The organism is Rhodocytophaga aerolata (assembly GCF_030503435.1).
Taxonomy (GTDB): Bacteria; Bacteroidota; Bacteroidia; order Cytophagales; family 172606-1; genus Rhodocytophaga; species Rhodocytophaga aerolata.
The window spans coordinates 81,156-102,742 of the sequence record NZ_JAUKPO010000026.1 but is presented as its reverse complement, the minus strand read 5'-3'; the positions used below and the strand labels follow the sequence as shown (position 1 = coordinate 102,742).

The 21,587-nt window shown below is 41.0% G+C and carries 18 protein-coding genes and 1 tRNA gene; 5 read left to right on the top strand and 14 right to left on the bottom strand.

What is annotated here, in order from left to right:
• Positions 1-1,089: 1,089 nt before the first annotated feature.
• The 5 genes from Q0590_RS28225 to Q0590_RS28205 all read right to left on the bottom strand — a co-directional run bounded on the left by Q0590_RS28225 (position 1,090) and on the right by Q0590_RS28205 (position 4,852).
• Positions 1,090-1,509 carry a hypothetical protein gene (locus Q0590_RS28225; protein WP_302041000.1) on the bottom strand — a complete coding sequence of 140 codons (420 nt, stop codon included), beginning with the start codon at positions 1,507-1,509 and terminating at the stop codon, positions 1,090-1,092.
• 600 nt (positions 1,510-2,109) lie between these two features.
• Complete coding sequence (locus Q0590_RS28220) at positions 2,110-2,382, bottom strand: hypothetical protein (RefSeq protein ID WP_302040999.1); 273 nt, start codon at positions 2,380-2,382, stop codon at positions 2,110-2,112.
• 198 nt (positions 2,383-2,580) lie between these two features.
• The gene (locus tag Q0590_RS28215; RefSeq protein ID WP_302040998.1) at positions 2,581-3,495 is read right to left on the bottom strand and encodes a helix-turn-helix domain-containing protein; all 915 of its coding nucleotides are present in this window, start codon (positions 3,493-3,495) and stop codon (positions 2,581-2,583) included.
• 154 nt (positions 3,496-3,649) lie between these two features.
• A complete protein-coding gene (locus Q0590_RS28210; protein ID WP_302040997.1) occupies positions 3,650-3,904 on the bottom strand; it encodes an Atu4866 domain-containing protein in 255 nt (84 codons plus the stop codon).
• A 177-nt stretch (positions 3,905-4,081) separates the two neighbouring features.
• Complete coding sequence (locus tag Q0590_RS28205) at positions 4,082-4,852, bottom strand: SDR family oxidoreductase (RefSeq protein WP_302040996.1); 771 nt, start codon at positions 4,850-4,852, stop codon at positions 4,082-4,084.
• A 426-nt stretch (positions 4,853-5,278) separates the two neighbouring features.
• Here Q0590_RS28205 and Q0590_RS28200 point away from each other — a divergent pair, with 426 nt between their 5' ends.
• From Q0590_RS28200 to Q0590_RS28185, 4 genes are all read left to right on the top strand, one after another.
• The gene (locus Q0590_RS28200) at positions 5,279-5,554 is read left to right on the top strand and encodes an ArsR/SmtB family transcription factor (protein WP_302040995.1); all 276 of its coding nucleotides are present in this window, start codon (positions 5,279-5,281) and stop codon (positions 5,552-5,554) included.
• Between the two features lie 211 nt (positions 5,555-5,765).
• A complete protein-coding gene (locus Q0590_RS28195; RefSeq protein ID WP_302040994.1) occupies positions 5,766-6,845 on the top strand; it encodes an efflux RND transporter periplasmic adaptor subunit in 1,080 nt (359 codons plus the stop codon).
• A 168-nt stretch (positions 6,846-7,013) separates the two neighbouring features.
• Positions 7,014-10,100, top strand: a complete 3,087-nt coding sequence (locus Q0590_RS28190; protein ID WP_302040993.1) for an efflux RND transporter permease subunit — start codon at positions 7,014-7,016, stop codon at positions 10,098-10,100.
• Positions 10,101-10,173: 73 nt separating this feature from the next.
• A complete protein-coding gene (locus Q0590_RS28185) occupies positions 10,174-11,517 on the top strand; it encodes a TolC family protein (RefSeq protein ID WP_302040992.1) in 1,344 nt (447 codons plus the stop codon).
• Positions 11,518-11,720: 203 nt separating this feature from the next.
• Here Q0590_RS28185 and Q0590_RS28180 read toward each other — a convergent pair whose 3' ends face one another.
• From Q0590_RS28180 to Q0590_RS28140, 9 genes are all read right to left on the bottom strand, one after another.
• Entirely contained in the window at positions 11,721-12,239 is a 519-nt protein-coding gene (locus Q0590_RS28180; RefSeq protein WP_302040991.1) for a hypothetical protein, read from the bottom strand.
• 117 nt (positions 12,240-12,356) lie between these two features.
• A complete protein-coding gene (locus Q0590_RS28175; RefSeq protein WP_302040990.1) occupies positions 12,357-12,953 on the bottom strand; it encodes a hypothetical protein in 597 nt (198 codons plus the stop codon).
• 230 nt (positions 12,954-13,183) lie between these two features.
• Positions 13,184-14,239, bottom strand: coding sequence for a Cj0069 family protein (locus tag Q0590_RS28170; protein ID WP_302040989.1), 1,056 nt, complete (start codon positions 14,237-14,239; stop codon positions 13,184-13,186).
• 67 nt (positions 14,240-14,306) lie between these two features.
• Entirely contained in the window at positions 14,307-15,638 is a 1,332-nt protein-coding gene (chrA, locus tag Q0590_RS28165; RefSeq protein WP_302040988.1) for a chromate efflux transporter, read from the bottom strand.
• Positions 15,639-15,669: 31 nt separating this feature from the next.
• On the bottom strand, positions 15,670-16,452 hold the full coding sequence (locus Q0590_RS28160; protein WP_302040987.1) for a DUF2490 domain-containing protein: 783 nt from the start codon (positions 16,450-16,452) through the stop codon (positions 15,670-15,672).
• 37 nt (positions 16,453-16,489) lie between these two features.
• Positions 16,490-18,610: a TonB-dependent receptor domain-containing protein gene (locus Q0590_RS28155; RefSeq protein WP_302040986.1), complete on the bottom strand. Its 2,121-nt coding sequence runs from the start codon at positions 18,608-18,610 to the stop codon at positions 16,490-16,492.
• A gap of 20 nt (positions 18,611-18,630) precedes the next feature.
• A complete protein-coding gene (locus tag Q0590_RS28150) occupies positions 18,631-19,371 on the bottom strand; it encodes a carboxypeptidase-like regulatory domain-containing protein (RefSeq protein WP_302040985.1) in 741 nt (246 codons plus the stop codon).
• Positions 19,372-19,615: 244 nt separating this feature from the next.
• Positions 19,616-20,476, bottom strand: a complete 861-nt coding sequence (locus tag Q0590_RS28145) for a chromate resistance protein ChrB domain-containing protein (protein ID WP_302040984.1) — start codon at positions 20,474-20,476, stop codon at positions 19,616-19,618.
• 63 nt (positions 20,477-20,539) lie between these two features.
• Positions 20,540-20,974, bottom strand: a complete 435-nt coding sequence (locus Q0590_RS28140; protein WP_302040983.1) for an RrF2 family transcriptional regulator — start codon at positions 20,972-20,974, stop codon at positions 20,540-20,542.
• A gap of 395 nt (positions 20,975-21,369) precedes the next feature.
• On the opposite strand from Q0590_RS28140, the gene Q0590_RS28135 reads away from it, so the two are divergent.
• Positions 21,370-21,440 (top strand) — tRNA-Cys (locus Q0590_RS28135).
• Positions 21,441-21,587 lie beyond the last annotated feature (147 nt).

The following is a 21,587-nucleotide window of genomic DNA, read 5'->3' as shown; positions in this document are numbered from 1 at the left end:
TCAAACTGCAAGCTGGGGATCAACCTGCGGAACTCATTCGGGTAGTTAAAAAATAAGCTATTGGAAAGCATACTAGATAAAGAAAGTTAAATTCATTTATCTGCCAGAATGAATGAATTATAAATAAAACAATATGGAAAGAACCTAAGATTGAGTCTTAGGTTCTTTCTTTTTAAGTTGAAAAAAAGAGATAGGCAGATAATTTTTATTAAGTGTATGTTAAAAAAAGGCCAAATCATGATTTGAAATTGTAGAGTTTTTTTGCTTGCATTTTCAAGAAGACTATAAACATAAGTTGAGCTTTCTATAGTAGTAAATAACAGTCGAATCTAAGCTCTATATGACTTATCGTTACTATTGCTCTTGCACTAAATACCTAATTTTAGGTATTGACAAAGTCAATAGGAATGGTTAACTAGCTTTAACAAACTCACCTAAAATATAACTACCATGAAAAATATTCGGCTCAAGTACAAACAATTGAAAGACTGGACTTGGTTAGTCATCTCTGCTATTGGAGGTGGAAACTTATAAGATTCGTTAAGTTTAGCATATTTGCTTCTTGTATCTAACTTGATATTGATGGTATTGGCAAAACACTCCACCTTAGGTTGATCATTTTATTAATTTACATGGTATCAGTGCTATTATTAGGCCTACCGGAAATATATTTTCTTCTACCTCTACGAAGAAAAATAAAGCGTATAGTTATACAGGCTGAAATAATTTTAGACTTAAGCGCAGCATTCTGGATACTTTGGGAAAGGGAGGAAGATAAGGACCACCAAGCAGGATTTTTGAAGGATCTTATACTAGACTGGCCTAAGTAGATTATTGTAAGAACCAAACTACTATTTATCAGATATAGTATACTAACTCTTTAGGTGGGTAACCAACAATTAATTCCGCCCTTATAGGTGAGTCTTAATAGGTGTCTACTGAACTAACATAAATTGATAACCTATCAAATCGAATATACTCAGTTGATTTGATGATCATCTTTTACCTCAAATCACTGTAAATTTTGAATAGATTAGTTGCCTTTACCCCAAGTTGCACTAAATAGTATTCATACAGTTATATTGCTTACTAATCCAAGACAGGGCTAGAACCAAAAAGCATTTCTTCAATAGCTATAATCAAGCGATGTTCGTCCTCTCTATCTGCTGGCATTCCGAATGTCTTATTTGGGAGTGTGGGTTTATAAGAACGATTTAACAAATTCCAGTTCTCGCTGGTACCTAAACCTTTGTTCAGACTGATGAAAATCTTGTTTTGTTTATAGGTCAATAAAATACCCTCTTTAGTTGAATTATAAGTTGTCTGGATATCGATATTTGAACCAATGATCAAACTGTATAGATTAGAAAAAGAGCTGATAAATTTGTTTAATAACTCTCTGCCTCCCATAGCAAGATTATTGTCTTGCTTCATTTGTCTTTCTTCTGATCTTTTGAAATCTTCGCGTAATTCTTTTGCAGAATGCTGAAGGGGAGTTATATTTTCCATATTTTTTATTAGGTAAGGGTCATATTCATTTAGGTGTTCATTCTGAACATACGATGAATTCTATAAATTTTCTAGCTCACAAGGCGCAACTCTATACTTTTTTAAACTACACGGCAGAAAATCAACTATAGTAAAATACTGCTAGGAATCCTACGACATGTGAAAGCTTTTCAGACTTTTCGTAGCTACAATTAAGGTCAGTGCTTATATAAATTTATCCTAGGAGGTATCAGCTGAAAGAATACTTATATTACCTTCAACGTTGTAATGATATAATAGGTTTGTGCCTTTACTGTGGGATTCGTCAAAAAGGTAGGATGAAACAAAACAGAGACAGGTGTGTTACCCATTAGTTGCCTTTATAAATAAGTGTGAATCCGGCTGTAAATACTAGTTCCGGAATAGTTTGTAAGGCTTCTATAGTATAGTAGCTAGAAAATAAAATTAAAGACAAGTAAAGTCATCTCCTGATAGACTATTATTAAGACCTATCTCAAAACATAGAGTGAATATCACTTGTAGCTTGTTATTGATATAATAAAAATAACCCCCATCGAGCACATACGCCAGATGGGGGTATATTCAAGCCTAGGTTGTATATTAGGTAGCCGAAGCTGCCGGAGCCGAAGGTTGATTCTGATTTTCGATATTTACTTTCATCTGATATTGCTCAACCGCTAAATTAAACTCATCAGCACATTGCGAAATACTGCCTATGGCCGCATCAACGGCTTTTTCTAAATCGGCATCAGGTTGATCAAATAACTCGATTTGAATAGAGGCTATTTTTTGGATCAAGGCAATCTTGCTGTTCTGCACGTCTTGTAATTTAACTAAAACGTGATTCATCACATCTACTTTTGTTTTTTCCATAATTCAAAGTTGAGATTGGCAAAATAGGTTAGAAACTGCCAAGTGGGTTTGAAACGCTATATACGAGTTCGCTCAACCAAAGGTTATAAAACACCCTTAGTAATGGTAGTAGCTAAATTAATTTTCTGACCATGGCTTATTTTTACTATTCAACTTATAGATAACACAAGGAAGCGTTTCAAAGGTTTTATGAGTACATTAGTTGAATGCATTTCTAAATTCCACCGGACTGTGATTTGTTTTCTTCTTGAATAATTTGCTAAATGATTGTGGATGCTCAAAACCCAGTTCATAGGCAATTTCGCTTACTGATAAATTTGTCGTGCTCAAACGTTCTTTCGCGTAATCAATCAGATGGTTTTGTATGTGTTGCTGGGTGTTTTGTTTGGTATACATTCGTAATAAACTTCCCAGATAGTTGGCAGAAATATTCAGTTGCTCTGCCATGTATGTGACTGTTGGAATACCCTTCTCTAGTACCTGGCCACTCTTGAAATACCGGACCAATATTTCTTCGAATCTTTCCAGCAATTCGGAGTTAGATTTTTTCCGGGTGATAAACTGCCGTGCATAAAAGCGTTCTGAATAAATGAGCAGCCTTTCAAGTTGCGCTACAATCAACTCCTGACTAAATTTATCGATATTGGATTGGTATTCTTCTTTAATGTTTTGAAGAATAGCTACAATCACCTTTTCTTCTTTGTCTGATAGAAAAAGGGCTTCATTTACAGCATACTGAAAAAAGTCATAGGATTTTATTTTCTTTGCCAGGGGGGTGTTCCACAAAAAATCCGGATGAATCAGTAATAGCCACCCGGTGGGCTCAACTTTAGCATCTTGGTTAATTTCTACTTTCAAGAATTGGAGTGGAGAAACAAAGCTTAGTACGCCGGAATCAAAATCATAAGGCTGTTGCCCATAATTGAATTTAGCATTAACATTCCGCTTCAAGCCAATCGAATAAAAGTTCTGAATCCATTTCAATTCATTATCATTTACCGGATAAGAAACTTTGCTGTAATCAATCAGGCTGATCAATGGATGGTCAGGTTTGGGAAGATGGCAGAAATGGTGAAATTCCGCTATAGAATTAAAACGAAAAGCCTTTTCCATTAATTTATATTTTTATAGAAATAGTAGTGGTATGTGGTGGCAGAAGTGACTATGGTCTCCTGGCCTTAAACGAATGTTAAAACTTGCATGAACTGGTATCTCTATTTTCTTTCACCTTTGCTCATGCAAGTTTTAACTAGGCTAATTTATTCAATTATCGTTCTTTGTAAAAAATCATTCCAGCATGATAGAGTATTCCATCGCTGAATTCACCGTCAGCCGTAAACCCAGTATCGTCCTTGTAGTCGATGTGGTTCCCTGTCACCGTATAACTCCCCTGATAGGCGCTTTTACGATTTCCCCTGGCTTCATCATACCGGTTATTGGGTAATAATTCATGGCAGATATAACCATCTTTAGTAACCCACATGCCAATATATGCTTTTGTTTGTTCAATTGTTGTTTCCATTTCAGTATTAGTATCTGCTAAAATCCTAAAATTATGCTCTACAATTTTATAATGGTTTCATTGGGTAGATGCTTGCTTTTGTAATGGCTACTTGTTCTCTTCTGCAATAATCAATATTCTATAAGAACGACATGCCATTATGTAGCAGCAATTAAATAGGTGTTTATTATAAAAGACTTAAAAAGATTTTTGAGCGGTAGGCCTGACCACTATTTCATTCACATCTATATCTGTTGGCTGTGAAATGGCATACCCCACTGCTCTGGCAATGGCAGAAGCAGGTAATAAATCTGTTCTGAACTTTTCAATTGCCAATTTTTTTAAATCCGGATCTGAAATACTTTCCGCTAATTCAGATTCCGTTGCTCCGGGCGCTACCAGGGTAACCCTGATATTCCCACTTACTTCCTGGCGTAAGCCCTCGGAAATGGCTCGTACGGCAAATTTAGTCGCACTATAAACCGTTGAGGTTGGCCCTACCCAACGGTCGCCAACCGAAGTGATATTTACAAACTGTCCGCTGTCTTTGGCTTCAAAAATGGGAAGCGCCGCAGCAATACCATGCAATACTCCTTTAATATTTACATCTATCATCCGGTGCCATTCTTCAATTTTGTAACTATTGATCATCGAAAGAGGCATCAATCCAGCATTGTTTACCATTACATCCAGAGTTCCAAATTGCTGCACGGCAAAGTTTGCAAACGCAACTACCTCTTCCGTGTTGGTAACATCCAGCTTTTGATAGACGGCTTGGCCACCACCTGAAGCAATAGACTCCACGATACTTTTTAGCTTATCTACGCGTCTGGCTCCTAATACCACCTTTGCCCCCATTGCTGACAAATGATGTGCAATGGCTTCTCCTATACCGCTACTTGCCCCGGTAATGGCTACTACTTTTCCTTGAATATTTTCCATTTCTTTTGAAAATTTTGTGTGTAACATGATGATACAAAGATGGTTGGGAGATAGGATTATTGGCGTATCCCAATCAACGAATGATGTAGTCAAATCGTGAATATTGATTCTATAACTAAGCTAAACCAGGGGAATTGCCTAGATATCGCCGGATGCTAGCAACCGTACATAAATTGCTTGACTTATATTATCTCAAGCCTTTTCATGTTGCAACATGGCATCTTATAAAGATTAGTAGAATTCCCCATTTAAAAAATTGGCAGAAAAAAATAGGTATTACCTAGAACATGCTAGAGCCACCCGTTATAACTCAAGAAAACAATATTTCTTCTTCCAAAAAGATAAGGCTGGATAGATACCAGGTATTTTTTAAAAATTTATTTAAGAAATCCTTGCAAACTAAAAACAACATCCATACATTTACATCCATCAATATATTATACTGCCTGGAAGATGGATACGAAAGTAGTAGAAAGAATAGCTAAGGCTTTAAGTGATAGAAATCGGTTACTGATTCTTCAGAACATAGCTAAACAAAAATGTGTAGGTTGTACCCAAGTGCAGGATGTTGTTTCGCTGGCTCAGCCTACGCTTTCGCACCATGTAAAAGTACTGGTAGACGCCGGATTGGTAGATACACTCAAAGATGGCCGGAATCTTAATCTGTATTTGAATAAAGAAAAAGTGCAGGAGTTAATTAATTTTTTAACCCAGTTGAATCAGGATTAGTCGCATACACCCAAATCATTCATTGCAAATTCCTCTGACCATGAAACCTTCTATGACCTGTCAGGATTTAGACAGCCTCAAAAAGCATTATTAGCTTTTTTTTACCCAAATACATAGATACATATAAATATATAAATACTCCAATATTTATATACAGGCATTTCTTTGCCTAAAACCTACACATTCCCTTTACTTTTTAACTTCTAAACACATGAACAAATCATCGCACGTTGTAATTTCCGTTGTTGTTGGGTTGGTGATCGCATCACTGCTTATTTTACCCAATGCATTATCCAGTAAAAATACAGAAACCCCAAAAGCTGAGGCTAAACCAGCTGCTGTAGCTGCAAACAAGGTTGCTGTAGATACCTATATTGTCAATGGATCGGTTATAGACGAAACCATTCAAGCGGTAGGCACCATTGCTGCCAAACAAAGTGTAGATATTGTGAGCGAAATTGCCCGCAAAGTCACCAGAATCTTTGTAAAGGAAGGCAGTTATGTACAGCAAGGTGCTTTGCTGTTTAAACTGGATGATGCTGACCTGCTAGCCAGAAAATACAAATTGCAGCAGCAAGAAAAACTGGCATTATTAGATGAATCCCGTTTCCGTGAACTACTCACTACCGAATCTGTCACCCAGCAAGAGTACGATCAGATCTCAACTAACCTGAAGGTGCTGCAAGCAGAAATTGGGGTGTTAGAGGTAGAAATTGCTAAAACAGAATTACGGGCACCTTTCTCCGGAAAGATCGGCTTAACCAAAGTTGATATTGGGGCTTATGTAACGCCAAATACAGTGCTTACTACCTTGCAGGACGTAAGCCAGGTAGAAGTGAACTTCACGGTTCCTGAAAAATATGCAAGCGAAGTAAAAGCAGGGCAACTAGTTCAATTTACTACAGAAAATGCTACACAAACCTTTACCGGTAAAATCATTGCCACCGAACCTAAAACCGATGTAGCCACCCGCAGCCTGGATATATTGGCTGTAAGTGAAAATAATGAAGGCCTACTGGTACCTGGTGTTTCTACTAAAATAGATATCGGGTTGAAGCAGATCCAACAAGGCATCACTATTCCAACGCAAGCCTTAATTCCAACGCCTAAAGGGTATTCACTCTTTGCTATCAAAAATGGCCAGGCTGATTTACGTGAAGTAAAAACCGGCAAACGAACCAAAGGTAATGTGCAAATTCTGGAAGGCGTAAGCATCGGAGATACCGTGATAACTACCAATATCCTCCGCCTTGGGCCAGGTGTGCCGGTGAGTCTGGCAAGTGCTAATTAAGCTGTTTTCATAAAGAATTAGTAGGTATTTATCTGGATAGGTAAATTGATGGGAGAAGTGTATCTGCTTACCTTCTCTCCTCTCACCCACTACGCTACCAGATACATACACGAACAACCATTCCTAAAACCTATCCTCTTTTTTTAACGACATTTTTTATTTACTCTTATGAGTTTATCAGGAATAAGTATTAGCCGGCCTGTATTAGCTGGCGTACTATCAGTGTTAATTGTTTTGTTCGGTATTGTCGGGTACACCTACTTAGGCATCCGCGAATACCCGGTTACCGATTCGCCAATTGTAACTGTAACGACCACTTATCCGGGAGCAAGTCCGGATGTAATTGCCTACCAGATTACCAAACCCCTGGAAGAAGTTATTGGAGAAGCCAATGGTATCCGTACTATTTCCTCGGTTTCCAGGGAAGCGGCCAGTGTGATCACCGTTGAATTTAATCTGGATGTAGACCTGGAAGCGGCGGCCAACGATGTACGCGACAAAGTATCCAAAGCCATCCGGTTATTGCCCGGCGATGTAGACCCACCAGTGGTAGAAAAAGCCAACTCCGGTGATGTCGTAATTTTTATGGCCGTGGAGAGCAAAACCAGAAGCATTCTGGAAGTAAGTAATATCGCCTCTACCGTGATTAAAGAACGTATGCAAACCATTCCTGGTGTAAAGCGGGTGGGAATTGCCGGAGAAAAGAAATATGCCATGCGCCTCCGGATAGACCCCGCTAAACTGGCGGCTTACCAGCTGACTCCCCTGGACATTGAACAAGCCTTGCGCAAAGAAAATGTAGACCTCCCTTCCGGCCGCATTGAAGGCGATCAGAATGAACTGACCGTGCGGACCTTAGGCCGGCTGGTGCAGGAAAAAGATTTTGATAACATGATTATCAAGCAGGAAGGCAACAGCATTATCCGGTTCAGAGACATTGGGTATGCAGAATTAGGCGCGGAAAATGAACGCACGGCCATCCTGAACAGTGGCAAAGGGAATACCCCGGTAGTAGGCGTTTTTGTAGAACCGCAAAGGGGAGCCAATGCCGTAGCCATTGCCGATGAGTTTTACAAACGATTAACCGAACTACGCAAAGAAATACCACAGGAATATGAATTAACCGTTGGAAAAGATTTTACCGAGCCTATCCGTAACTCCATCAGTGAAGTAGAAGAAACCCTGTTTATTGCCTTCGGATTGGTTATTCTGATTTTGTTTATCTTCCTGCGTGACTGGCGGTCTACGATTATCCCGGTGGTAGCCATTCCGGTTTCTATTATCTCGGCATTCTTTATTATGTATGTGGCCGGCTACTCCATTAACGTACTTACCTTGCTGGGACTAGTACTGGCCATTGGTTTGGTGGTGGATGATGCGATTGTAGTGTTGGAAAATATTTTCGCTAAAGTAGAAGGGGGAATGAATCCGGTGCAGGCTGCCTTTACAGGATCTAAAGAAATATACTTTGCCGTTATTTCGACCACCATTACCCTGGCTGCTGTTTTCCTTCCTATCCTTTTTCTGCCTGGAATAACTGGTAAACTATTCCAGGAATTTGCCATTGTTGTGGCGGGTTCTGTGCTGGTATCTGCGTTTGTGGCCCTTACCCTTACACCCATGATGAGTGCCTATTTATTAAAGCCACATACCCAGCCAAACTGGCTTTACCGGAAAACTGAGCCCTTCTTTGTTAGATTAAACAACGGGTATGAGCAATCGCTGAACTGGTTTATGAAACGCCGCTGGCTGGCTTTTGCCGCATTGGCCATCACCATGGGGTTGATTTATATTGTTGGCCGTTTACTTCCCTCCGAACTGGCTCCCTTAGAAGACCGCTCCCAATTGTCACTGGTGGTAATGGCTCCGGAAGGTTCATCGTATGAATACACAGAAAAATACATGAATGAAGTAGCTAAATTCTCTGTTGACTCTACCCAGGGATTATTCCAGAGTTATTCGATTCTTGCCTTAACCTTTGGTCCGCCTGCCCCGGTAAATGTGGCCATACAGAATATTTTTCTGAACAAACCAGAAGAAAGGAACACTACGCAAGCCAATGAATTTATGCGGTATGCCCGCAATGCACAAAACTTCCGCGGAGTGCTGGCATTTCCCTTGCAACCTCCTACCATCGGAAGCCGCTTTGGACAAGCCCAGCCAGTGCAATATGTGTTGCAAGGCACAAACCTGAAAGCCATTACCGATGTGTTGCCTAAATTTATGGAAGAAGCCAGAAAAAGCCAGGTATTGCAATTTGTAGATTCCGATTTAAAAGTTAACAAGCCTGAATTGGTATTGAAAATAGACCGGGATAAAGCGGCAGAATTAGGTATATCTGTGGTAGAAATTGCCCGGAGTCTGCAACTAGCACTCAGCGGCCAGCGCTATGGATATTTTATTTACAAAGACCGTCAGTATGAAGTAATCGGGCAATTACAAAAACAAGACCGGGATAATCCCTACGATTTAAAATCCATCTATGCCCGCACCCGGTCAGGCGCTGTGGTATCGCTGGATAACTTGGTTTCTTTTGAGGAAAGCATTAGTCCGGCCGCAATTTACCGCTACGATCAAGCCATCTCAGCCACGGTGTCAGCTGGCTTGGCTCCGGGTAAAACCATTGGCGATGGGGTAGCCGAAATGAATGCCATAGCTAAAAAGGTGCTGCCGCCGCAAATCAAAACATCGTTAGCTGGTGAATCCAGAGATTTTTCTGAAAGTTCTTCCAGTTTGCTCTTTGCCTTCATCTTCGCCCTGGTGTTAATTTATCTTGTACTGGCTGCCCAGTTTGAGAGCCTGATGGACCCGTTCATCATTCTACTAACCGTACCCATGGCTATGACTGGAGCTTTGATAAGCTTGTACGCCTTCGACCAGACCTTAAACATCTTTAGCCAGATTGGGATTATTACGCTTATTGGGTTAATTACCAAGAACGCCATTCTGATTGTAGAGTTTGCCAATCATAGCAAAGAGCAAGGCTTAACGGTTGTAGAATCTGCCAAGGCTGCGGCTGTTTCCCGCTTCCGTCCTATCCTAATGACTAGCTTAGCTATGATCTTCGGTGCCGTGCCTATCGCTATGACAACCGGCAGCCGGAACTCTCTGGGAATTGTCATTGTAGGCGGCTTGCTGTTCGCTGGGTTCCTCACCTTGTATGTTATTCCAGCGGTTTACTCCTACCTGGCCCGGCCTTACAGAGCAAGAGTGGTTGAAAAGCCAGAGCCTATACACGAAGCGGTTATAGCTTAATTATTCACAGCCGGCAGGATGAAACAAGATTGAACTTCCTACCGGCTACCTACCTCCTAACTTATTACCGATCATGAAATCTATTCGTTTACTTACTATAGGACTATTCCTCTTTACGATGTCCGTTACTTTCTCTGTCCTGGCACAAGAAAGACTACTCAGCTTAGAAGATGCTGTTTCCCTGGCTGTTGAAAAAAACCGTGATCTTCAGGTATCGCGCATGGAAATAAATAAAACAGCGCAGAAAATCCGGGAAGCCAAAGGCTATGCCCTGCCTACCATTGCGGCTTCCGGACAATATCTGCATTACTTACAACGGCAGGTTACCTTTCTTCCCGGAAATTTTGCCGGCCTGGACGATAGTCAGATTGCCACCTTGCGGGTGGGCGGTACAGATGCCTATGTGGGTGGTGTTTCGCTGGTGCAGCCAATATTTCAGGGTGAAATTTTCTCAGGTATCCGCGCAGCCAGATTAGCTGAAAAGCTGAGTACCGAAGACCTGGCTTTGACACAATCTGTAGTAGTGACAGATGTTAAGAAGGCCTATCTGAATGTTCTCATTTCAAATGAGCAATTGAAACTGCAAAAGCAAAGTATTGCCCGCAATGAGCAGGCCCTAAAAGATGCACGTTCGTTACTGGCCCAAGGCAGGGCTTCCAGAATAGATACTTTACGCGCTTACATCACCATAGAGAATCTGCGTCCGGATATTATCCGGCTGACCAATGGAATAGAGATTGCTAAAACTGTCTTAAAAACTACTATTGGCATCCCTGAAAGTGAGCAGATCGAATTAACAGATTCACTCCGGTATGATGGGGTAGTACCTTTCCTAGCCAATGCAACCATACTAGAAGAAGCCCTTGCCTCCCGTCCGGAAGTAGCCCGACTGGTGATTACAGAAAAACTCAATGCCGAACAAATTAACATTGAAAGAGCGGAGTATTTACCTAAATTTTCAGCCATTGGCCTGATACAAACGCAGACACAGGCAAACGATTACCGCTTTGGCGATTATAAGTGGCCGGTTAGTTCCTATGTCGGCTTACAGTTTGCTGTGCCCATATTTTCCGGATTCAGAACAGCGGCGAGAGTTCAACAAGCTAAAGTGACCAAGCTCCAAACAGAGAAAGGTCTGGAAAATGTGCGTGAACTCATTCGGGCAGAAGTAAAAATAGCCTTATCTAAAGTAGAGGAATCCAAACGTAGAATTGAGTCACAGGTACAAACAGTTTCCACCGCCGAGCTAAGTTACCGGATTACCCGAGATCGCTGGAAACAAGGGATTGCTTCACGCTTAGATATGGCGGACGCAGAACTTTCACTTTCTCAGGCCAAATCTAATTACCTGCAGGCAGTGTATGATTATTTAACTGCTTCTGTGGATTTAGATAAAGCCCTTGGCCGGGCTAACTAATTTCCTTTAACCAGCTATAGGAATACGTTGCAGTCTGTCATTAACCTTGTAGAGCACAGGTTTTTTCCATGCTTACATGCGTTAATGATAACTGTAACATGGTTTAGATAGAAGATTACATTACAATGAATATCATGAGTTGATTTGTTTATGCTAAGAAAGCTGTAGGGAGAATAAATTCCCTAATAAGATAGCTTTCTCACCTATATTGCTTTATGCATAGTGATCTTTTTCATCATCTCTTCTGTAGGTGTGCTATCCATAATCTGTTCTATCCGCTTCTGCACATCAATGGCATTCGGGTAGTGCCGTTTTTGTTCTTTCAACTTTTTGCGGATGTAGTTAGTTATATAAGGGTCTACTTCTATAGTGCGCACTTCAAGCAATACGTTGCTATAACAATCACTTAATAGCAGTTGCATAGTATTCTGCTGACTTTGCAGCCATGAATCAAACAAGTCTTCGTGCATGGCATACGCATTCAAACTGATGTCGAAGCGCCATCCTTTGGCAGGAAAGTGGAAGAGCAGGAATGGAATATGGTTGGCTTCATATACACCATACTGCAAGTGGGCATGCTCCCAGGTGTGCATATTATCGGTCTGGTAACTTGGCAACCAATAGATCAGATCTAAAAACTGAGGCGTAAAACTTGCCCGGCATAACTCATAGCCAGGAGGGAAAAAGGATGGCAAGTTCTGGCCAACTGCATATGCCGACATAGTTTTTCGTGGTTAGGGATAAATTTAATACTTTCAGGATTATGGCAGTGCCAAATGACCTGTACTCAAAGAACAGCTAGTATTTTCCATCAATTATTTACAATTTAGATACCGTTTTCATTTATGCAAATAATACAATTCTATAAGTAGCGGCCGGTTATCAGGTGGAACTTCCTTTATCCAATCTGTTGTACGTTTTAGGGCTCGTAAAGATTGCACCATTTTTGCATTTCCAGCAAAAGCCGCCAGTAAATTTTTCCGGGTAAGTAATTGAACAGGCGCATTAGCTGATAAGCTAAAATAGGTAATCACCAGGTCGCTATACTCTCCACCTGAATACGTTTGCTCATAAATTAAGACGCTATCGTGCACAACTACCTGGTAGGTTTGATGATTGTAAAAGCGGTAATCTTTTTTATTTATCCGAAAGCCCCTGAAGCCCATTGGATTAGCTTTAATAAGGGTATCAGGCGTGATAAGGGTAACTTCTCCTTCAAGAGACAGGTTTTTCCACCTGTAATTAGCCTGCCGGTTAGCAAAAGGAAATTCCAAATATCCACACTCGAAATCATGTGCTGAGAGGTAAAGCCCATTCTCCGGAAGGATGGAGTAGGTACTTAACGAATCGCTTGTATGCATTTGCCCACAGCAAATCCTAGCTGAAAGTAAGACCAGTACCATTATAAAATAGATTCTTAACGGACTTGTTTTCATGAGCTATGAAAAGGTTGCCATTGATACATACTCGATTGAATACCTTAGCCAACATACTTCGACAAACAGGTGCAGGGCAAACCTTATGCTACTGAGTATCCCATGTGTTAACCCTACTTAAGCCAATCAAGTCCATCTCAATCCTGAAGGTATACACAAAAGAAATACTAATCCTGGCTAGGCAACATGAGCCACACTTCTAGTTACAAAGGCCAAGTATGCTACAGGAATTAAGAAACATACGTTATTGAATTTTTCCGGTGATTTAGTCTATGCGTTACCTCTTGTAAAATGAACTCAATAGCACTTGGTGGAAAAGGCGAAACACAACTGACATTTATTTCACAAAGCGAATACTTTTCATGGGCTATGTCACTATTAATATGGTTGACAAAAAAGTCAGCATCCCAGATAACAGGCATTAATTCATTGGCAATTTCCAGATTTTTTTGAAGCTGAGGAACCCATGTATTTTCCATGATATCTTTCAGATCACTAAACAAGCCGCAGTTTTGGGTAAAATAGTAGCGTTTACTTGGGGGCAGAAACGTATTAGCCGCCTGGGTTGGTAATTGGTAGAGAGCATTAATTTCCTGGTACCCGAATCCGGCCACTTTATTGCCAGACAAATAACACCTGACCATGCCATTAGCCAGATGATTGTTCCAGGCTTGCTCTATCAGCAATCCATCATTGAGAAAATACGGTTTAAATTGGGTATAGAAATCTTGCCAGGAAAAGGTTTTTGCTTCATTTCCATTCTTAGCGTGGATGACCAGTACCTCCTCCGCTGTTGAACCTTTTACTATTTTGTAAACCCCATTCCCTCCGTTACCCCGGTATTGCTTTAATACCTTTGTTCCTGATTTAACTAATGACTCCCGGAACCGGGCAACAAAATCGTCATAACTTGCATATAATTCTGTTTTGCCTACCCAGCCTATATTTTGTGTTTTATAGAGAACGTCTTTCGTTCCTATTTTTACTATAACTTCTGGATGTGTTGACACAAAACAACCTTTATGAGATACATCCGCAAGCAGTGCATCCAGTTTTCGTCTGTCTTTTCCTTGCTCAATAGGGTTTACCCAAACTAACACGGCATCAAAATTCAGCAGATCTGTATACAGTGTATCTACCCAGCTATCATTATATAAAACGGATTGTACCTCAAACCCTTTTGCTAAAAATGTACTTGCCAGCTCCCTATACTTTTCCTCGGTTAAGGCATTTCTATCCCCATGAGTTTCCCCATAAATGAGGAAGGCAATACTATATGGTTTCATAGGAGTTTGCTTATTAGTTAGTACATGAACAATTTTCTATTAAATAACGTAGTTCTTTCCTAAGGCATCAGGATAGTATAAAATAATGTAACAGTCCTGCCAGGGCGCTTATGCCAATCCAGGGAATCATATCAATCTTGAACCGGTACATGGCTATAAAAGAGAGTATAATCCAGGCCAGACTAAAATAATCTACTACTCCTGCCCGGATGCCCTGAGGAAAGACCACCGCCTGACCAAAATATACTGTCAGATTCAGTACTACGCCTACCACTGCTGCGGTGACAATGCCCAAAATGGATTTTACGTTGGCATTGCTTTGGGTTTTCTCTATAATTGGTGCCCCTACCAGAATAAACAGGAAACAGGGAAGAAAAGTAAAGAAAGTAGTTGTGAGTAACCCCACCGTTCCCATGAGTAAAGATCCATTGAACTGATTAAATCCGGCCATAAATCCCACAAATGCTAATACCATAATCAATGGACCTGGCGTAGTTTCGCCTAACGCTAAGCCATCTATCATTTGCAAATTACTTAACCATTCAAATTTCTCTACGGTTACTTGTGCCACATAGGGAAGTACCGCATAGGCCCCACCAAAAGTAACTAAGGCCGCCTGGGTGAAAAATAAGGAAAGGGTTTTCCAGAAAGCAAAATCTTGCGTCAGGTAGTAAAACAACACAAAAGGAGCCACCCACAGCGCTAGTGCAATAAAAACTTGTTTGATTATGCGTTTTCCGTCAAATCCTGTTCCGGCTACTACACTCTCCGAATTCAGGTAATACTCAGCTTCATTAACTGTCTTTTTGCCTTCTTGCTTTTTTTGAATGAAAAGGGATGGATATACCTTTTGCCCGATAATAGCTACAAGGATAGCCGCCAAAATAATGTAGGGAAAGGGAATGTTAAAGAAGAATATGCCAATAAAACTCAGGGCTGCTATGGCATAATGAAAAGGAGTAAGCAGCGATTTTTTGCCTATCTTAATTAAGGCAAGTATGACAATGGCTACTACGGCAGGCTTTAATCCATAAAATAGCGCCGCTACCCAAGGTATGGTACCAAACGTAACGTAGACGATGCTTAAGCCCAGGAGAATAAAAACAGAGGGCAGCACAAACAATATACCTGCTGCCAAGCCGCCCCGGACTCCATGCAATAGCCAGCCAATATAAGTAGCCAGTTGTTGTGCCTCAGGTCCGGGAAGAAGCATACAATAATTCAGGGCATGCAAGAATTTAGAATCAGACACCCACTTCTTCTGATCCACTATAAACTGGTGCATAATGGCTATTTGCCCAGCAGGGCCTCCAAAGCTGATAAAGCCAAGTTTTAGCCAGAACAATAAGGCTTCTTTAAAACTTGGCTTCGGTATGGCTTTCGTTGTAGACGTGTTCATATTTCTAATATCTAAGTTAGCTGCATAGGCATTACTTCTCTTTTTTTCTTAAATCTATGTTATTGAAAAAGAAGAGGCGGATGGTATGATTATTATTAAACCGGTTTCCGGCCGGTAATTGCTGGAACAGATTCATATAGCCTAGCTGGGCATTTAATGTTTTGCTAAACTGATAGCCAAAGCCTACAAAGAAGCGGTTCTGATCAAAATAATTGTAGGTAATTTGTTTTCCTGCATTGATATGTATCTCATCATTGAACGCAAAGAAAGGGGTACCGGCTTCAATAAAATCTCCTTTTAACGGAATGAATATGCTCAATAAATAACGCAACCGGTAGTTAAAATTATACCCTTCTACTAAGGCATCGTTGGCTACTTTCCGGTTAAAGCGTTGTTCAAACCTTACCCATTGCATCATTTGTAATTTCTTTACCCGGCGTGTCCAGCTGAGCTGCTGCCAGGAACGGTGTTCGGGGCGAATGGTTTGCAGCCCTGCCGCCGGATAATGCGAAATATAGGCATATCCGGCAGTAAGGTTGATATGATGCGGAAGATGAAAAGTAATGCCAGGTCTGATGATAGTCGTACTCCAGCGTTCCAACAGATCGGTACGGCGGGCGTGTAAATCGAGCCATAAAGAAAATTTTTCGGAAAGCCTGGTTTGGTTAAAATACCCAAGCCAGACTTGTCCTTGCTCATGAATTTGCTTTGGTGCGGTTTGCGCGTGCGTCAGATCCGGACTGCACAGCAGTATACTGCCTAAACTAACTATTTTAACTAAACTAGACGTAACGAATATAGAAAGACTTTTCATCGTGTTCATTTATCAAGGAGTACTAGTAAAACCCAAATTATTTGTTGAATAACCCATCTACGGTAATTGCCACATAATATAATCCCCCGATGGTTGGGCCGGCAGCATATTGAATATACCGCTGATTAAATATATTGGACCCTCCTCCTTTAATGGTTGTTTTGTATTGCGGTAAACGGTAAGTGAGCTGGGCATCTATGGTTTGATACGCAGGTACAATACCGTTGGCTAGGGGGCTTTCCCACAGAAAAGCATCTTGCCAGCGCCATACCAGGTTAAATCCCAGATTTTTTACTACTTCCCGGTTTCCAAACGACAGATTGGTCGTCCAGACGGGTGTGTTAAATGCCGTGACAAAAATATCCCGTTCGTCGTTGGTAACGATGTTATTATAGTTCACATTTCCTGAAATGATAAACCGCTGCGCTATATTGTAGGTAATACCCAGGGAGGAACCAAAGTTATTGTACTTATTTTTTGCATTCGTATACACCCGGTAGCGTGTTTGGAGCGCATTCCGGTTAGCAGCCAGCATAGCAATTACTCCCTGATCGGTGCCCACCTGAAGGGTGTTATTGCCGGGTACGGCCACCTCAACCTGACCCAGGAAGCCATCATAGGTGTTGGTATAAGCATCTATATCTATCACCAGTTTATTATCCAGCAATATACTTTTGTAGCCTACTTCATAGGAAATAATCCGTTCGGGACGGGTAGACGAAAGGCTGGTTATTTCCAGCAAATCACGATTTTTTAAGGCTGCTTCATTGGCAGAAAGCCCACCTGTTACATCCCGGTTAACGGCCGCATTGAATGTGTTGACAGAAGAGAGCGTATATGAATTATCCAGATAACCTAAGCCTTCATTGATGTAAGACAACCCTCCTACTCTTCTTACATTCCCATTATTCACATAGGAGATTGCTTCAAAAAGTGCAGGAAAACGGAAGCCATTCTGCACAGAGGCCCGGAAATTATGTTTCTCTTTCAGTGTGTATACGGCGGCAATCCGTGGATTGATTTTAGGATCAAATTCAGGATTATAATCGAGGCGAAGGGAACCATATACCTTTAATTTTTCAGCAAAAAATGTTTTGGTAAGCTGTGCAAAGCCTCCTATTTTTTTGTAGTAAACATTGTTGCCACCTGGCAATGTCCGTTCGTCCAGTGGCCTGGAGAAATCTACAAAGTTGTTGCCATCCGGAATAACCTCGTATATGCGGGCATCGGCGCCTACCAGCAGGTTGGCAAACTTCAATTTATTAGCAAAGTCATATTGTGCATCGGCATGGTACATGCGGCTTTTTTGCTTTAGCCATGCCCCTCCGGTCTCCGGAGCCCCGGCAATTACTTTACCATGATCCCAGTTATTGATTGCCCGGATTGTGTTTTTCAGATTGGCATATTCAGCAGTGCCAGGTTCAGCTCTGCCTGCATCGGCTGCCCCTCTGGCTCGTTGCATAGCTGTGGCTAGGTCTGTTCCCTGGCTAAGTTCATTTTGCAGGGCAGTTTTAAATTTTGCTCCCCATTCACTGTTTGAGCCACCACCACTGATGTCTAAGTTATCGGACATTGGCTTGGCATTGAAAGAATTACCGGTATTCTCCAATGATACGTACGAACGGATAAAATAATTAGTCCCTTTCAGTTCCAGCTTATGGTTCTGCACGACCACATCGTCTAACTGGATCTTATTGCCACGCTGAAACACCCCATCCATCTGCCCAATGCGGTATCCATACGATAATTCTGCTTTTTCTGAAAGCTTGTAGTGTAAGGCTGCATCAAACTTTAGGTTGTCTACTTTAGGGCTGACAATGTCTCTCTCCCAATACCCGGTTCTGCGCACGAGAAATGTCTGGTTTCTACCTCCATACTGCACGCCACTAATTGTAACGGCATTATTATTTTCATCTCCATATTTATTCCAGGCATCGTAGGCCGGATTATTATCTCCCGAAAGTTCCGGAAAATTTGGGTTGGCTGTGTTCAGGGTATTGGGATTTTGGTCGGTAATGGTATTGGAACGCCAGTCAATACCTTGCATGTAGCTGGCGTTAATTTTAAAGGCCCACTTGTTATTAAAAGCTTTGGCGAAGCGGATAGCAGTTTCTGTTAATATACTTGGTTTGTAATCTATGCCATCTACATGATTCATTCCTGTTTTTTGATACAGACTCAATCCTGATATAAAAAGGGGCTTTTAGTAAGCAGGTTTGCCATTCCATTGATCGCATTCATGCCATATAAGGCAGAAGCCGCTCCTGGGGTAATTTCTACACTGGCTATATCTAATTCAGTGGGGCCAATGGCATTACCCAACGGTACTCCCAGGGTGGCTGCCTGCATATCTACGCCATCTACCAGCTGCATAAACCGGAAATTATTGGGAATATTAAATCCGCGTGTATTGGGCACTTTAAAGGTGAGGCTGGAAGTAGTCATCTGCACGCCTTTTACATTTTCCAGAGCATCATAAAACCCAGGGGCAGGGGAATCTTTAATTGCCCGTATATCGAGTTTTTCAATAGCCACCGGTGATTTTAGTATACTTTCCTCCATGCGGGAAGCTGTTACTACTACCTCTTTGCCCAGCATGGTTTGAGTCAGGAGAGCTACCTGGATATTAGAATCTGTACCTTTTACTTCAAATTCCCTTGGCTCGAAACCTACCATGGAAAAAACCATGATGAATGGAAATTTGAGCCTGGTTTTTAAGGTAAAATTTCCTTTTCCATCTGTCACCGTGCCCGAAACTGTTCCTTTGATGAGTACATTTACACCTGTCAGGGGCTCTTTGCTGTCATTGTCTGTAACCTGACCGGAAATAACAATTACATTGTCCTGGGCATTTAAAGGAAGGTGATAGAGTAGTAAAAACAATACAAATAACAGAGGCAGTCGTATAAATTTAATCATAGTGGTTTGGTTAGCGGGAGCCGGTACTCGTAAAACACTCCCAAATGTATGCTTGCAACAATTTATTATAGGGTTCTCACTATTGCTGAAAAGTATGCTTTTCAGATTGTTGAAAAGGTATGATCTTCATTGCCTTCCTATCTATTTTAAACAATACTGTGCAGACATCTACCGATCGCATGGATAAGTAGTCTTTTGCTGACACAATAATACTGGCTCTTGGGGGAGGAAAATAGAACAGAATTTACTCTTTTGTATGCTTTTTACTTTTTGGTAAATTTTTTCTGTAATCGGAAGGATTTTTTCCGGTGTGTTTTTTGAAAATGCGGGTGAAATGGCTTTGGTCAGAAAAACCCGTCAAATAGGCTATCTCAGATAAGGAGTTGGAGGTGGTATGAAGCAGGTCTATGGCTTTTTCGATACGTAAGTTGCGGATGTACTCCCCAAAAGACATATTATTGAAATACTTGGAAAACTCCCGGGACACATACGCCGGATTTACTTGTAAGCCTTCTGAAATCTCTTTCAGACTTAAGCTTAAATTAGTATCTATCTGATCCTGGATGATCTCTTTTAATTCTTTGGCCCAGGAGGGAATTTTAAGGGCTCCTTCCTTCTGCTGCATATAGGTATTGAATACTTGCAGTAACAACTGCTCTGTTGGGTTTAGGGTGTGTTTTTCTTTCTGCAAATATTTAGCCCAGCTATAGAGCGCATCATAAATCAGCATTCCTTGTTCCAGCAATTCATAATCATCGGTATAGTTAAAAGCCAGTCCGGCAGAGATAGCCCACAAACCCGACGACTGGCTTGCCACTGAGTGATCATCTGTATCGGCACCCCGGACAATGGGAGCTATCGCCTGCAAGGCAGGATCGGTGAGTGCGTATTTTTGAAGAAAATAATCAAACGTGCATCGGTCTTCATAGTGGGTAAATTCCACGCCGGGTATATCAAATGGTATAGCTTCCATTTCCTTTGCCTGTTGTAGCACTTCTTTATCAGGCACAAAGATGATTTGAGCCTCTTTATCAATAAACCGTTTGATCAGCCAGGGGCAAGCAATGCGGTCTATCTTCGGGCGTTCGCGGGTAATCCATTTCATATCCTTTTCTACCTATTAATTTTACTGTTGGTATAGATCTACTTTCCAACTCTTTTTGTTTTTTTACCTATAGTAATTCTGTATCATATGGTAAGTAACAGCATCAGAGAGGGTGGTACTATCCAAAATTTTCACTGTTGCTTCCTGTACTTTTAGCATAGTCAACCGGATAATGCAGTTTTCCTCTTGTATACATTCTACACAAGGTGTGTATGCCTGACGGCTTGAGCATAACGGATTGACTAAAGGATCATCAATTATACGGATCACCTGACCAATAGTAATATCTTTTGGACTTTTTAGCAAGCGGTAACCGCCCAATCGTCCCCGGCTACTATACAACAAGCCATTCTTTTTTAATTCTACTAAAATGGCTTCCAAAAATTTTTTAGGAATGTTTTGTCTAGTGGCAATATCAGCAATAATCATAGCTTCTACCGGGTTCTGGGCAAGCAGGATCAAAGCTTTTAAGGCATATTTTGCTTTTTTAGATAACATATTTTTAGATATATAGGTTATAAAAAATGAAGTAATCAACAAATTTAATCTATATTATTCCTATAGAGATTTGGAAATATAAAAAAGTTTTTTTTACCTTTGACGCATCAATGAGAATATTTTTAAAAAAAGGGCTATCTATTTTATAGCTAGCTTCTCAATAACAAGTGGTAACTCTTGTTCCGAATTAGATTGTAGTCATCAGTTAAACAAGACACCTATGAAAAATCCTTCACCAGTTGAGTACGTGTGGTACTACCCAATAGCCGGCAACGACATAGTTCATCAGGCTAAGAAAAGCCAGAGTAAGAGGCGCTGTTGTTGCTAACAAAGCACAGCATTAAACATTCCGATTTCAACTTTCCTATAGTAGCTACCTAAGGTGTATTCCAAAGGGTCGCGTGTCCGAGTGGTCAGGTATGGGTCTGCAAAACCTTCTACAGCGGTTCGATTCCGCTCGCGACCTCTTTTTAAAAGGAATGAAATCAACACCTGATATAAATAGCTTCTGTTTTCAAAAGGCTAATCGCTGAGAATACTGAATAACAGCTTAGCCAACGTGTATAAAACCATAAACCACAACACCTATGAACACTCCTAAAAATACACAGCT